Annotated in this window: 12 protein-coding genes; 7 read left to right on the top strand and 5 right to left on the bottom strand. The window is 63.2% G+C overall.

Annotation, left to right across the window (positions count from 1 at the left end; translation table 11 throughout):
* The first annotated feature begins 55 nt into the window (after positions 1 to 55).
* The 3 genes from N181_RS24625 to N181_RS24615 all read left to right on the top strand — a co-directional run bounded on the left by N181_RS24625 (position 56) and on the right by N181_RS24615 (position 2,743).
* Positions 56 to 1,447: a leucyl aminopeptidase family protein gene (locus tag N181_RS24625; RefSeq protein WP_060563957.1), complete on the top strand. Its 1,392-nt coding sequence runs from the start codon at positions 56 to 58 to the stop codon at positions 1,445 to 1,447.
* Positions 1,448 to 1,535: 88 nt separating this feature from the next.
* A complete protein-coding gene (locus tag N181_RS24620; RefSeq protein ID WP_014330516.1) occupies positions 1,536 to 1,880 on the top strand; it encodes a MarR family transcriptional regulator in 345 nt (114 codons plus the stop codon).
* Positions 1,881 to 1,888: 8 nt separating this feature from the next.
* Positions 1,889 to 2,743: a C40 family peptidase gene (locus tag N181_RS24615; RefSeq protein WP_037398321.1), complete on the top strand. Its 855-nt coding sequence runs from the start codon at positions 1,889 to 1,891 to the stop codon at positions 2,741 to 2,743.
* 70 nt (positions 2,744 to 2,813) lie between these two features.
* Here the strand turns inward: N181_RS24615 and N181_RS24610 are convergent, their stop codons facing one another.
* The 5 genes from N181_RS24610 to N181_RS24590 all read right to left on the bottom strand — a co-directional run bounded on the left by N181_RS24610 (position 2,814) and on the right by N181_RS24590 (position 9,660).
* Positions 2,814 to 3,773 carry a 2-hydroxyacid dehydrogenase gene (locus tag N181_RS24610; RefSeq protein ID WP_014330518.1) on the bottom strand — a complete coding sequence of 320 codons (960 nt, stop codon included), beginning with the start codon at positions 3,771 to 3,773 and terminating at the stop codon, positions 2,814 to 2,816.
* Positions 3,774 to 3,782: 9 nt separating this feature from the next.
* Positions 3,783 to 5,411, bottom strand: a complete 1,629-nt coding sequence (locus tag N181_RS24605) for an ABC transporter ATP-binding protein (RefSeq protein WP_014330519.1) — start codon at positions 5,409 to 5,411, stop codon at positions 3,783 to 3,785.
* An 8-nt stretch (positions 5,412 to 5,419) separates the two neighbouring features.
* Positions 5,420 to 6,553, bottom strand: a complete 1,134-nt coding sequence (locus N181_RS24600; RefSeq protein WP_014330520.1) for an ABC transporter permease — start codon at positions 6,551 to 6,553, stop codon at positions 5,420 to 5,422.
* Positions 6,553 to 7,635 (bottom strand): microcin C ABC transporter permease YejB, encoded by a 1,083-nt coding sequence (locus N181_RS24595; protein ID WP_014330521.1) that lies wholly within the window; start codon positions 7,633 to 7,635, stop codon positions 6,553 to 6,555. The genes N181_RS24600 and N181_RS24595 overlap by 1 nt, the downstream gene beginning before the upstream one ends.
* Positions 7,636 to 7,803: 168 nt before the next feature.
* Positions 7,804 to 9,660, bottom strand: coding sequence for an extracellular solute-binding protein (locus N181_RS24590; protein WP_050994522.1), 1,857 nt, complete (start codon positions 9,658 to 9,660; stop codon positions 7,804 to 7,806).
* A 203-nt stretch (positions 9,661 to 9,863) separates the two neighbouring features.
* Between N181_RS24590 and mepA the strand changes: the two genes are divergently transcribed.
* The 4 genes from mepA to N181_RS24570 all read left to right on the top strand — a co-directional run.
* Positions 9,864 to 10,931, top strand: a complete 1,068-nt coding sequence (mepA, locus tag N181_RS24585; RefSeq protein WP_037398318.1) for a penicillin-insensitive murein endopeptidase — start codon at positions 9,864 to 9,866, stop codon at positions 10,929 to 10,931.
* Positions 10,932 to 11,170: 239 nt separating this feature from the next.
* Positions 11,171 to 11,551, top strand: a complete 381-nt coding sequence (locus N181_RS24580; protein ID WP_014330524.1) for a methylglyoxal synthase — start codon at positions 11,171 to 11,173, stop codon at positions 11,549 to 11,551.
* Positions 11,552 to 11,595: 44 nt separating this feature from the next.
* The gene (locus tag N181_RS24575; RefSeq protein ID WP_037398314.1) at positions 11,596 to 12,615 is read left to right on the top strand and encodes a glucokinase; all 1,020 of its coding nucleotides are present in this window, start codon (positions 11,596 to 11,598) and stop codon (positions 12,613 to 12,615) included.
* Positions 12,616 to 12,717: 102 nt separating this feature from the next.
* Positions 12,718 to 13,185, top strand: a 468-nt coding sequence (locus N181_RS24570; protein WP_245290989.1) for an ABC transporter transmembrane domain-containing protein, incomplete at its 3' end; no start/stop codon positions are given.

Raw genomic sequence — 13,185 nt, 5'->3', positions numbered from 1 at the left:
TAACCCTAACAGAGCGTTAATTGCGATATCCCTTATCCGTCAGTCGAGGACATTCATGGCTCCCTTCCAGTTCATCGAACGGCCGTCGCCGTTCAACACCAGCGCCGGCAAGACCCTGCCCATTTTCGCGGTGACGCCGGCGCATATCGAGACGGGAAGCATCGACCCGATCGCGCTCGACTGGGCGAAGAAGGCGGGCTTCAAGGCGGAATCGGGCGCCGTCCTGCTCGTTCCTTCGTCCGACGGCCATCTCGGCGGCGCTCTGTTCGGCCTCGGGTCGAAGCCATCGGAGGCCCCCTTCCTGACCGGCAAGCTTGCCCGCACGCTGCCGGCCGGCAAGTGGCATATCGAAACGGCGCCGCTTACCGCCAATCGCCTGGCACTGGGCTACGGCCTCGGCGCCTACCGCTTTGAGCGTTACAAGTCCGCCAAGCCCGAAGCGCCGACGCTGATGATCCCGGCCGACGCGGACGAGGCCGATATCAAACGGCAGCTTGCCGGCGTCTTCCTGGCGCGTGATCTGATCAACACACCGACCAACGACATGGGCCCGGAAGCTTTGGAAGCCGCATTCCGGGCGCTCGCCGCCCACTACAAGGCGGATGTCTCGGTGATCTCCGGCGAAGCCCTGCTGACCCAGAATTTCCCGCTGGTGCACACGGTCGGTCGCGCCAGCGCCGAGGCGCCGCGGCTCCTCGAGATGCGATGGGGAAAGAAGGGGCACAGGAAGGTGACGCTCGTCGGCAAGGGCGTCTGCTTCGATACTGGCGGTCTCGACATCAAGACGGCCGTCTCGATGCATTTGATGAAGAAGGACATGGGTGGCGCCGCGAACGTCATGGGCCTGGCGCTGATGATCATGGACGCGAAGCTGAAAGTCGACCTGCGCGTCATCGTGCCGGCCGTCGAGAACTCGATCTCTTCCAACGCTTTCCGTCCGGGTGACATCTACCGGAGCCGTAAGGGCCTGACGGTGCAGATCGACAATACCGATGCCGAGGGCCGGTTGATCCTTGCCGACGCGCTCGCCTATGCCGACGAAGAGAAAATCGACCTCCTTGTCGATATGGCGACGCTCACCGGGGCGGCGCGCGTCGCGCTCGGCCCCGACCTGCCGCCCTTTTTCACCGACGACGAGGATCTTGCCCGCGATCTTTCCGAGGCGAGCCTGTCGGTCGATGATCCGGTCTGGCGGATGCCGCTCTATATGGGCTACGACAAGGATGTCTCCGCCCGAATTGCCGACCTCACCAACGCGCCCTCTGGCGGCATGGCCGGTTCGATCACCGCGGCGCTGTTTCTCAAGCGCTTCGTGACGAAGGCGAAGAGCTGGGTGCATTTAGATATTTTCGGCTGGGCGCAATCCGAACGACCGCATTCGCCGATCGGCGGCGAGGCCCAGGCGATCCGGGCGCTGTACCATCACATCGGGCGGATCGCGGGATAGCGGAACCACGACAATGCGTCCGAAAGAAACGCTTGCGTAACGATCCTCTGGCTATGGTGCCGGGACGTGACTTACGCAGGAGTTTGCCTTGCCGGTCGAACTGACGCCCTCCAAAGCGCTGGGGCTCTGGCATGCCGTCGCGCTCGAGCAGGTCCGGATCGACAGCCGCGACCTGACGCTCCGCCAGATGGCGATCCTGCTCGAAATCTATCTCGTGCCGCCGCCGCACACGGTGCGCGGCCTTGCCGCGCGGCTCGGCGTGACGAAACCGGTGATCACCCGCGCCCTCGACACGATGGGTGCGCTCGGCCTGGTCGACCGGGTGCGCGACGAGCGCGACAGGCGTAATGTCGTCATCAAACGCACCGTCGAAGGCGCGCTTTATCTTGAAAAACTCGGCGATCTGATCATCAATCAGGGCCGCAAATTGTGAGTTCAGCTATGCCCCAGACACTCGATCGTCGTCTCAATGCCTATCGCGAGGACCTGGCTGAGGAGCGCCTGCGCGGCCTCGTCGAAGCGAAGCGCTTCGTGGGTGGCACGCCGGCCACCGTGTCGGCGCCCGTGACGCCGCTCAGGGCGAGACCGGATCTCGCCTGCGCAACCGGTACGGAATTGCTCTACGGTGAAACGGCGCGAGTTCTCGACGTCGCCGACGGATGGGCCTGGGTCAAGTCGGACCTCGACGGCTATGTCGGCTACGTTCCGCAGGATGCGATCGGCGAGCCCGGCGCGCCGGCGACCCATATCGTCGCGGTGCCGCGTACATTCGCCTATCTCGGCGCGGACCTGCGTTTTCCGCAGGCTTTCGCGCTCTCCATGGGAAGCCGGCTCAATGTCGTCGGCGAGGCGGAGACGCGGGGTACCCGCTATTTTCTCCTCGACGGCGGACTGGCCATTATTGCCAACCATTGCGCGCCTGCCGGAAATCCGATCGGCGACGACTATGTGGCGATCGCCACCCGATTCCTCGAAACGCCCTATCTCTGGGGCGGCCGTTCCGGCTTCGGCATCGACTGTTCCGGCCTCGTGCAACTCTCGATGCAGATGGTCGGAGGAAATGCGCCGCGCGACTCCGACATGCAGGCAAGCGGCCTCGGCAGCGTCATCGGCCGCGACGAACTCCGGCGCGGCGATCTCGTCTTCTGGAAGGGCCACGTCGCCATCATGGAGAACGAGACGACGCTGGTGCACGCCAACGGCCATACGATGACCGTCGCCCGTGAGGGCCTCGAGGATGCCATCCGCCGCATCGGTTGGCTTTACGGAGAGCCGACCGGCTATCGCCGGCCTTAGGTGATTCGGGCTGGAGCATGTCCCACACACTCCTTCATCCTCGGGCTTATGCTCGCTGCCTGCATATGAGTCAGTAGCCGGCTAGCTTATCCACCACATGCTCCAGAGGCAGCCCGCTTTCGAAGCGGCCGATCTGTTCCTCGACATGGGCAAACAGCGCCTTGACGTCGGAGGAGGCGGCGACGTGCGGCGTCACATAGACGTTCGGCATGGTCCAGAAGCGGCTCTCCGGGGAGAGCGGCTCTTCTTCGAAGACATCGAGCGAGGCTGCACTTAGTACGCCGGAATCGAGGCATTCAAGGATATCGACCTCCACCTGGCTGCCACCGCGGCCGGCATTGATGAATACCGGCGCGCCGAAGGGACCGTTGCGGCTGAGTTTCCTGAAGAGGGTTGCGTCAAAAATGCCCTTCGTGTCCGCGGTCAGCGGCAGCAGGCCGACCAGAAAATCGGTCCGGCCGAGAAAGGCGTCGAGGCCGGCGACGTCATAGGTGTCGATGCCCTCGACAGCGCGCTTCGTTCGCGACCATCCGATCACCTTGAAGCCCATCACGGCAAGCTTGCGGGCCGCATCCTGGCCGAGTACGCCCATGCCCATGATGCCGACGGTGACGTCGGCCGCCTCCGGCTGGCTGAGGTCGCGCCATTCGTGCTTGCTGGCCAGCGCCTCGTAGGCGCGATGCTGGCGCAGATGCAGGAGGCATTGCATCACCACCCATTCGCTCATCCGCGTCGTCAGCGTCCGATCGACGAAGCGCACCAGCGGCACGTCGGGCAACCCCGGCAACTTCAGGACGTGATCGACGCCGGCGCCGCCGGAAAAGACGACCTTCAAATCCGGCGCCCGCGAGAAGAGATCGGGCGCCGATTTCCACACCACTGCATAGTCGATACCGGAGAGATCCCGGTCCCTATGGACCGGATCCGCAAGATTGATCACCTCGCGCCCGGGAAAGGCCCCTTCGAGGGCTGCTTCAACCTCTTCCGGAATGAATTTCAGATCGACGATGACGGGGCTTTTGGCGGACATTCGGGTACTCTACTGGCGGATGGCGGACAGGTTGACGGCCTCGAGATTGAAAGCGGCGGCCATCAGCGCCTTGGTATAGTCTTCGACGGGCGCGCTGAAAATCCGCTCGGCCGGTCCCTGTTCGACCACCTTGCCGAGCCGCATGACGATCACCTCGTTGGCAAGCGCCCGCACCACCTTCAAGTCGTGGCTGATGAACAGATAGGCGAGATTGTGCTTGCGCTGCAGGTCGCGCAGGAGGTCGACGACCTGGGCCTGCACGCTCATGTCGAGCGCCGAGGTCGGCTCGTCGAGCATGACGAATTGGGGTTTGAGCACCATGGCGCGGGCAATCGCGATGCGCTGCCGCTGGCCGCCGGAGAATTCGTGCGGATAGCGCCAGCGGGTGGCCGGATCGAGGCCGACCTCCTGCAGGGCTGCGGCAACGCGCGCGTCACGTGCGTCATCGGAGAGCGCCCGCTCGTGGATCTTCAGCCCCTCGCCAATGATATCGGCGACCGACATGCGGGGGCTCAATGAACCGTATGGATCCTGGAAGACCACCTGCATGCGGTTTCTGAGCGGCCGCATCTCGCCGAAACTATAGGCGTCGATGTCCTGGCCGACGAAGGCGATGCGCCCCTTTGACGAGATCAGCCGCGTCAGCGCCAGGCCGAGCGTCGTCTTGCCCGAACCCGATTCGCCGACGACGCCGAGCGTCTGGCCGGCGCGCAGCGTCAGGTCGATGCCGTCGACCGCCTTCACATGGTCGACGACGCGGCGCAGGAAGCCGGCCCTGATCGGAAACCAGACCTTCACGTCCTTTCCTTCGACGACGATCGGTTTCGACGCATCGGAAGGCGGCGGCTCGCCCTTCGGCTCGGAGGCGAGCAGGTGGCGCGTATAGGCATGCTGCGGATTGGCGAAGATCTCGGCGGTCGGGCCGGTCTCGACGATCTTGCCCTTGGTCATCACGCATACCCGGTCGGCGATCTTGCGGACAATGCCGAGGTCGTGGGTGATGAACAGCATGGACATGCCGTGCTGGTCCTTGAGCGACTTCAGGAGCTCAAGGATCTGCGCCTGGACGGTGACGTCGAGGGCGGTCGTCGGCTCGTCGGCGATCAAGAGTTCCGGCCGGTTGGCGAGCGCCATGGCGATCATCACGCGCTGGCGCTGGCCGCCGGAAAGCTGGTGCGGATAGGCGCCGAGCCGCTTCTCCGCCTCGCGGATGCCGACCTGGTTGAGCAGTTCCAGCGTCCTGGCGCGCGCCGCCGGCCCCTTGAGATCCTGGTGGAGTTCGAGGATTTCGCCGATCTGCTGCTCGATCGTGTGCAGCGGATTGAGCGATGTCATCGGCTCCTGGAAGATCATGGTGATGTCGTTGCCGCGCACGTGGCGCAGCTCGGCATCGCTGGCCTTCAGGAGATCCTTGCCGTTGAAGAGGATCGCGCCGCTCGGGTGGCTGGCGGCCGGATAGGGCAGCAGCTTCAGGATCGAGTTGGCCGAGACCGATTTCCCGGAGCCGGATTCGCCGACCAGCGCCACGGTTTCGCCGCGGCGGATATCGAAGGAGATGTGGTCGACGGCAACGGATGTGTCGCCGCCCTGGTGGAAGGCGACGGAGAGATCGCGCACGGAGAGGAGGGTATCTGTCATCGTCGCGCTCACCGGAACGTCTTTCTCGGGTCGAAGGCGTCGCGCGTCGCCTCGCCGACGAAGATCAGCAGCGACAGCATGACCGACATGGCGCAAAAGGCTGTCAGCCCGAGCCAGGGCGCCTGGAGGTTCGACTTGCCCTGGGCGATCATCTCGCCGAGCGAGGGCGAGCCCGGCGGCATGCCGAAGCCCAGGAAGTCGAGCGAGGTGAGCGTGGTGATCGAGCCCGACAGGATGAAGGGCAGGAAGGTCAGCGTCGCCACCATGGCGTTCGGCAGGAGGTGCCGGTACATGATCGTGCCGTTGCCGACGCCGAGCGCACGTGCTGCATTGACATATTCGAAATTGCGCGCCCTCAGAAACTCGGCCCGGACCACGCCGACGAAGCCGACCCACGAGAACAGCAGCATGATGCCGAGCAGGATGAAGAATCCGGGCGGCAGGATGGCGGCGATGATCAGCAGGATGTAGAGCACCGGCATCGACGACCAGATCTCGATGAAACGCTGCAGAAGCAGGTCGGTCCAGCCGCCGAAATAGCCCTGCACCGCCCCGGCCGAAACGCCGATCAGGGCCGAGGCGATGGTCAGCACCAGGCCGAACAGCACCGAGATGCGGAAGCCGTAGATCATCCGCGCCATGACATCGCGGGCCTGGTCGTCGGTGCCGAGCCAGTTCAGGTTGCCGAGCATGCATCCCGGATCGGCCGCACCTTGCGGATAGGCCGAGCAGCGTTCCTCCTCGCTCATCAGCCAGAAGGGCGCGGTCGGCGCCGAATGCGGGATATTGGAATTGACCGTCTGGTAGGAATAGCGGATCGGCGGCCAGACCATCCACCCGTTCGCCTCGATCTCGTCGCGGATGAAATCCGAGCGGAAATCGGTTTCGGCCAGGAAGCCGCCGAATTTTTCTTCCGGGTAGTCGACCAGCACCGGGAACAGGATCTCGCCCTTGTAGGAGGCGACGATCGGCTTGTCGTTGGCGATGAATTCGGCGCAGAGGCTGAGGCCGAAGAGGAGGAGGAAGAGCCAGAACGACCAGTAGCCGCGCCGGTTTGCCTTGAAGTTCTGCCAGCGCCGCCGGCCGATCGGCGTCAGCCAACCCTTTTGCGGTGGCGCTGCGTAAGTTGCGACTGTACTCATCAGACGTCCCTCCGCTCGAAGTCGATGCGGGGGTCGACCCAGGTGTAGATCAGGTCCGAGATGAGGCTGACGAAGAGGCCCATCAGCGAGAAGATGTAGAGCGTCGCGAAGACGATCGGATAGTCGCGCTTGACCACCGCGTCATAGCCGAGCCGCCCCAGGCCATCGAGCGAGAAGATGTATTCGATCAGCAGCGAGCCGGTGAAGAAGGCGGAGATGAAGGCGCCGGGAAAGCCGGCGATGATGATCAGCATAGCGTTGCGGAAGACGTGGCCGTAGAGCACCTTGCGCTCGGTGAGCCCCTTGGCGCGCGCCGTCGTCACATATTGCTTCTTGATCTCGTCGATGAAGGAATTCTTGGTGAGCAGCGTCGTCGTCGCGAAGGCCGACAGTAGCAGGGTGATCAGCGGCAGCGTCATGTGCCAGAAATAGTCGAGGATCTTCTGCCACCAGGGCAGCGCGTCGAAATTCTCCGAGACGAGGCCGCGCAAGGGGAACCAGTCGAAGAACGACCCGCCGGCGAAAATCACGATCAGCAGGATGGCGAAGAGGAAGCTCGGCACCGCATAGCCGATGATGATGATGCCGGAGGTCCAGACATCGAAGGTCGAGCCGTCGGAAACCGCCTTCCGGATGCCGAGCGGGATCGAGATGGCGTAGGAGAAGATCAGGATCCAGACGCCGAGCGAGATCGACACCGGCATCTTCTCGATGATGAGGTCGACGACCGAGGTATTGCGGAAGAAGCTCTCGCCGAAATCGAAGCGGGCATAGTTCCACATCATCGTGAGAAAACGCTCGAGCGGCGGCTTGTCGAAGCCGAACTGCTTCTCGAGCTTGGCGATGAATTCGGGATCGAGCCCTTGAGCGCCGCGATAGCGCCCGCCCTCCTCGCCGCCGGCCTGCAGGAGGTCGCCACCCGTACCGGACAGCCGATCGGAACCGGCCGCGTTGGTGAGGTCGGAAATCACCTGCTCCACCGGGCCGCCCGGTGCGAACTGCACGACGGCGAAGGAGATCGCCATGATACCGACGATCGTCGGTATCATCAGCAGCAGCCGGCGCAGGATATAGGCACCCATCAGGCGAACCTCGGCATTGTGGCGCCGCCGGTGGTCGGGGCGCTGGTTTGCCGTTTATTTCGTCTCAATCCCATACTCCTTGGCGCGTCCGATGCCGCCGATCGTTCCCGCATTTTAACTGATTCGTTCCCCGCATTTGGAATCGAGAGCGGTCTCAAGCGCAAGCCTTCATTGACTGGCAGCGCCCTTCAACCACCACACGTCGGGAAAACCGATCGCGTATTTCGGCAGTTCCGCCGGCCGGCCGAACTTGTCCCAATAGGCGATGTTGGCCTTGAGCTTGTAGTAGAGCGGGATGACGTAATTGTGGGCGAGCAGGACACGGTCGAGCGCCCTTGTAGCGGCAACGAGGGTGTCGCGGTCCTTGGCGAAGATGATGCGCTGAATCAAGGCGTCGACGGCCGGATCGGCTATGCCGGCATAGTTCCTCGACCCTTCGCGCGAGGCGGCCTTCGATCCCCAATAGTCCGCCTGCTCGTTTCCGGGGCTCAGGGTCTGGCCCCAGACCTCCCAGGTCATGTCGTAGTCGAAGGCGCGTTCGCGGTTCGTATATTGCGAATCATCGACCAGGCGAATGCTCGCCTCGATGCCGATTCGCTTGAGGTTCTGCGTATAGGGCAGCGCCACCCGCTCGAGTGCCGGGCTGCTCACGAGAATCTCGAAGACGAAGGGCCTACCCGTCGCCTTGTTGACCATGCGGTTGCCCTTGAGTTCGAAGCCTGCTTCCTTGAGCAGCGCAATCGCCTTGCGCAGATTGTCGCGCGCCTTTTCCGGCGTGCCGCCGACCGGGTTGGTATAAGGGGTCGTGAACACTTCCGGCGGCACCAGATCCTTGACCTCGTTGAGGATCTTCAGCTCCTCGCCCTCCGGCAGGCCCGAGGAGGCGAGTTCGGTGCCGAAGAAGAAGCTGTTCACGCGCTGATACTGATTGAAGAAGATGGTCCGGTTCAGTTCCTCGAAATCGAGCGCGTAGTTCAGCGCCTGGCGCACCCGCTCATCGTCGAAGGGCTTGCGGCGCATATTCGGGACCATCGCCTGCATCACGCCCGTTGCCCGGAAGGGATTGGGGATTTCCTCGCGCTTGACGCGGCCGTCTTTCACCGCAGGGAAGTCGAAGCCGGTTGCCCAGCGCATCGCCTGGTTCTCGGTCCAGTAATCCGTGTTGCCGGAACGGAAGGCCTCGAATTCGACCTCCCGATCGCCGAAGAAGGAATAGGTGATCGAGTTGAAATTGTTCTGGCCAATATTGACGTTGAGCGAAGCGCCCCAATAGTCTTCGCGCCGTTCGTAGCGGATCGTGCCGCCGGCGGAGAAGGAAGCGATGCGGTAGGGTCCGGAACCCATGACCGGCTCGAGCGTCGTCCGGGTAATGTCCCTGAGCTTGCCGTCTGGCCCTGTGCCCTCCCACCAATGTTTCGGAACGACCAGAATCTGGCCGAGAATGTTCGGCAGTTCGCGATTGTTCTTCTCGTCGAAGTGGAAGGTGACATCGCGATCGCCGGTTTTCTCCACCTTCACCACATGCCGGTAATAGCTTTGATAGAGCGGGTTCAGCTCCTTTGCCTTTTCGAAGCTGAAGACGACATCCTCGGGTGTGACGGCTTTTCCGTCCGCCCATTTCGCTTCGGACCGCAGCCGGAAGGTGGCCGAGGAGATATCGTCCGGGAAGTAAACCCCTTCTGCGAGAAGTCCGTAGGCGGTGGAGATTTCGTCGTCCGACGGTTTCAGAAGGGCGTCGAAGACGAGCGCCAGCCCGACGGCCGGCTCTCCCCTGGTGGCCATGAGCGGGTTGAAGCTGTCGAAGGTGCCGGTCTGCGAGAGCCTGATGTCGCCGCCCTTCGGAGCGTCGGGGTTTGCATAGTCGAAATGTTTGAAGCCGGGCGGGTACTTGAGTTCGCCGATAAGCGACAGTCCGTGATGCCAAACCCTTTGTTCTTGAGCTTCTGCCGATGGCGTCAGGAGCAGGGAGAAGGCCAGTAAGGCGGCTGCCAGTGTCGTTCGTCCCGTACCGCCACACTCCAGCATCCTGCCGATTCTCCTCGTATTTTCGATTATCCTTGAAAACCAGAATAGGCGAAATCCGGGCAATTGACAGGCACTGCCGCAAATCAGGCAAAATTTTTCAGTCATATCCAGGTGAGTCGCAAGGCTGATGCAACCGCGGCGAATCAGGATAGGGAGCGGGGGAAATAACCGCATGCTTCGCGTCGCTGCGAGTGGGGGATGGAATGAGAATTGACAAGCGTGCTGCGCTTCGACGTTGCGGCTCTGCACTGTTGGCATTGGCCGTGAGCACGGGCCTGCTTTCGACCGATGCCGCGTCGGCGGACGGCACGCCCGCCAAGGAGCTTTTCGGCGCCAGGGCCTTGCCGACCGAGGCGGCGCCGACGTCCTACGGCTTCTATTCCAAGGGGTGCCTCGCCGGCGGCATCGCCATCCCCACCGACGGCCCGACCTGGCAGGCGATGCGTCTGTCGCGCAACCGACGCTGGGGACATCCGCAGATGATCGGGCTGATCGAGCGTTTCTCCCATGACGCGGTCGAGAAGATCGGCTGGCCCGGTCTTCTGCTTGGCGACATTTCGCAGCCGCGCGGCGGCCCGATGCTGTCCGGCCATGCCTCGCATCAGATCGGCCTCGACGCCGACATCTGGCTGACGCCGATGCCGCAAAGGACGCTCAGCTATCAGGAGCGCGAAGAGATTTCCGCGACCTCCATGCTCGACAAGAGCAAATTCCTGACGATCGACCCGTCCGTCTGGACGCCATCCCATGCCCGGCTGATCATGATGGCGGCGAGCTACCCGGAGGTCGAGCGCGTCTTCGTCAATCCGGCGATCAAGAGGAAGCTCTGCGACACCTGGCGGGGCGATCGCGCAGCACTCGGCAAGGTCCGGCCGATCTATGGCCACGACTATCATTTCCATATCCGCATCAAATGCCCTGCCGGCTCCAAAGGCTGCAAGGACCAGGCGACGGTTCCGGCCGGCGACGGCTGCGACAAGTCGCTCGCCTGGTGGTTTACCGACGCACCCTGGGCGAAACCGAAGAAGAAGCCCGGCGAGAAGCCGCCGAAGCCGAAGTTTGCCACGCTTGCCGACCTGCCGAAGGCCTGTGCCGTCGTGCTGAACGGTCCGGCGCCGGCCTCCGAGCAGCAGGCGACCTACGGCGCAGCCTATCGTGCTCCGGCGGCCATTCCAGCCGCGGCGACGAGCATCGAGTCCGTCATCGGCGCCGCCGCCGAAGCGCCGCTCGCCGACATACCGGTGCCGCTGCCGCGTCCCGCTCTCCAGTAGTGAGAGTCAGGAAGTGCCGCCCCCACTACAGCGCGTGCGTCTTTTCAGACGCTGTATCACTTTGAATTCCTGCCTGTTCCTATCCGTTGAATCGGCTGCGATTTAAGGAAACATGCAGCGCTGCCTTTGCAATTTCGCGGCACTCATGTATAGGCGTTCAAATCGATTTAAATCCGGATCGGAATGTGATCGCGTCCTGCTTTCCGCTCCGGTCCTCGTGAGCTTGCCGGGGATGCCGCATGGCCGATCGCAAATGTCTCGCCCTGATCGCCCATGATCAGAAGAAGGATGACCTTGCTGCCTTCGCCAAGGCGCACGAGGCGACGCTTTCCGGCTGGAAGATCGTCGCCACCGGCACGACCGGCGGGCGCGTGCTGGACGCCTGCCCCGGCCTCGACGTCACGCGGCTGAAAAGCGGTCCGCTCGGCGGCGACCAGCAGATCGGTGCCTTGATCGCCACCGGCGATGTCGACTGCCTCATCTTCTTCGTCGATCCGCTGACCGCCATGCCGCACGATGTCGACGTCAAGGCGCTGATGCGCCTGGCAATCGTCTACGATATTCCGATGGCCCTCAATCGCGCCACCGCCGAGCAGTTGATCGACTTCAGGCGCAACTGATACATCTTCGGAAATATTCACGCCGCGATCAGGACGGATCTGCCATGCCCAGTGCGAGTGACCACAGCTTCTCCTTTCCGATCTTGATCGGCGATATCGGCGGTACGAATGCCCGTTTCGCATTGCTTGTCGATGCGGCTTCCGAGCCGACGCAGTTGCCGCCAATCAAGACGGGTGACTTCGCGACCATCGAGGAAGCGCTGCTGAAGAGCATTTTCGACAAGATCTCCGAGAGGCCGCGTTCGGCGATCCTTGCTGTGGCAGGGCCGATCAAGAGCGACGAGATCCCGCTGACCAATGCCGGCTGGGTGATCCGGCCGAAGGACATGCTGGCAAGGCTCGAACTGGAAGACGTGCTGGTCATCAACGACTTCGAGGCGCAGGCACTCGCCATTGCCGCGCCGGCCGATCAGGACGTCGCGCAGATCGGCGGAGGCAGCGTCCGGCCGCGCAGTTCCCGCGTGGTGCTCGGCCCCGGCACCGGGCTCGGCGTCGCCGGTCTCGTCTTTGCCCAGGACACCTGGATTCCTGTGCCGGGCGAAGGCGGTCATGTCGACATCGGCCCCCGAAGCGAACGCGATTTTCAAGTCTGGCCGTTCCTCGACCCCATCGAAGGCCGCATGGCGGGCGAGCAGATCCTGTGCGGACGAGGCATCATGAATCTCTACCGCGCCGTCTGCGCGGCCGATGGCCGCGAGCCGTCGCTCAAGGATCAGGCGGAGGTGACGACCAACGCTCTCTCGGGCGACGATCCGGCCGCCGTCGAGACGGTGTCGCTGTTCTCTACCTATCTGGGCCGTGTTGCCGGCGACATGGCGCTGGTCTTCATGGCCCGTGGCGGCGTCTTCCTGGCCGGCGGCATTTCGCAGAAGATATTGCCTGCGCTGATGAGACCGGAATTCCGCGCCGCCTTCGAGAACAAGGCACCGCACTCGGCGCTGATGCGGACGATTCCGACTTTCGCGGTCGTTCATCCCATGGCGGCGCTTTCCGGGCTTGCCGCCTTCGCACGCGCCCCGAGGGATTTTGGTGTTGCAATGGAGGGACGGCGCTGGAGAAGCTGATCAGGCCGGCCGACGCAAAGACTCGCCAAGAAGGCTTCAAACCACTATAGAGCGCCCGACATGTTGGTCGGTAGCCACCATAGGCCAGGGAAGACGGGCTTTTTGAACGCCAGGGACAGACAACGGCGCGCAGTCGACTCCGAGACGATCACCGGAATCCTGCGACGCGTCATCGCCGAAAACGGCCGTGACCACATACGCGGCTATGCCTTTGCCATCGCCTGTCTCATCGTCGTGGCGGCAACGACGGGCTTCACCGCCTGGATCATGGAGACCGTGATCAACGAAGCCTTCGCCAATCGGCGGGCCGACATCGTGCTGGCGATCTGCGCCGCCATCTTCGGCGCCTTCGTGCTGCGCGGCCTTGCGACCTACGGGCAGGCGGTTGCGCTTTCGAAGATCGGCAACAACATCGTGGCGCGTTACCAGCGCCGCCTTTACGCCCACCTGATGGCGCTCAGCGTCGGCTATTTCCACGAGCATCGTTCGGCGCAACTCGCCGCCAAGATCAGCCAGAACGTCAGCGGCATCCGCGACGTGCTCAATATGACGGTGACCTCGATCGCCCGG

Origin of the sequence: Sinorhizobium fredii USDA 205, from assembly GCF_001461695.1 — a bacterium.
Classification (GTDB): domain Bacteria; phylum Pseudomonadota; class Alphaproteobacteria; order Rhizobiales; family Rhizobiaceae; genus Sinorhizobium; species Sinorhizobium fredii.
Note: the sequence above shows the minus strand (reverse complement) of the source record. Positions and strands in the feature narration are given on the sequence as shown.

What these genes read in the sequence shown, in the direction of transcription:
- N181_RS24625 (WP_060563957.1), top strand. Translation starts at nt 56, where the DNA reads ATGGCTCCCTTCCAGTTCATCGAACGGCCGTCGCCGTTCAACACCAGC.
- N181_RS24615 (WP_037398321.1), top strand. Translation starts at nt 1,889, where the DNA reads ATGCCCCAGACACTCGATCGTCGTCTCAATGCCTATCGCGAGGACCTG.
- N181_RS24610 (WP_014330518.1), bottom strand. Translation starts at nt 3,773, where the DNA reads ATGTCCGCCAAAAGCCCCGTCATCGTCGATCTGAAATTCATTCCGGAA.
- N181_RS24605 (WP_014330519.1), bottom strand. Translation starts at nt 5,411, where the DNA reads ATGACAGATACCCTCCTCTCCGTGCGCGATCTCTCCGTCGCCTTCCAC.
- N181_RS24600 (WP_014330520.1), bottom strand. Translation starts at nt 6,553, where the DNA reads ATGAGTACAGTCGCAACTTACGCAGCGCCACCGCAAAAGGGTTGGCTG.
- N181_RS24595 (WP_014330521.1), bottom strand. Translation starts at nt 7,635, where the DNA reads ATGGGTGCCTATATCCTGCGCCGGCTGCTGCTGATGATACCGACGATC.
- N181_RS24590 (WP_050994522.1), bottom strand. Translation starts at nt 9,660, where the DNA reads ATGCTGGAGTGTGGCGGTACGGGACGAACGACACTGGCAGCCGCCTTA.
- mepA (WP_037398318.1), top strand. Translation starts at nt 9,864, where the DNA reads ATGAGAATTGACAAGCGTGCTGCGCTTCGACGTTGCGGCTCTGCACTG.
- N181_RS24580 (WP_014330524.1), top strand. Translation starts at nt 11,171, where the DNA reads ATGGCCGATCGCAAATGTCTCGCCCTGATCGCCCATGATCAGAAGAAG.
- N181_RS24575 (WP_037398314.1), top strand. Translation starts at nt 11,596, where the DNA reads ATGCCCAGTGCGAGTGACCACAGCTTCTCCTTTCCGATCTTGATCGGC.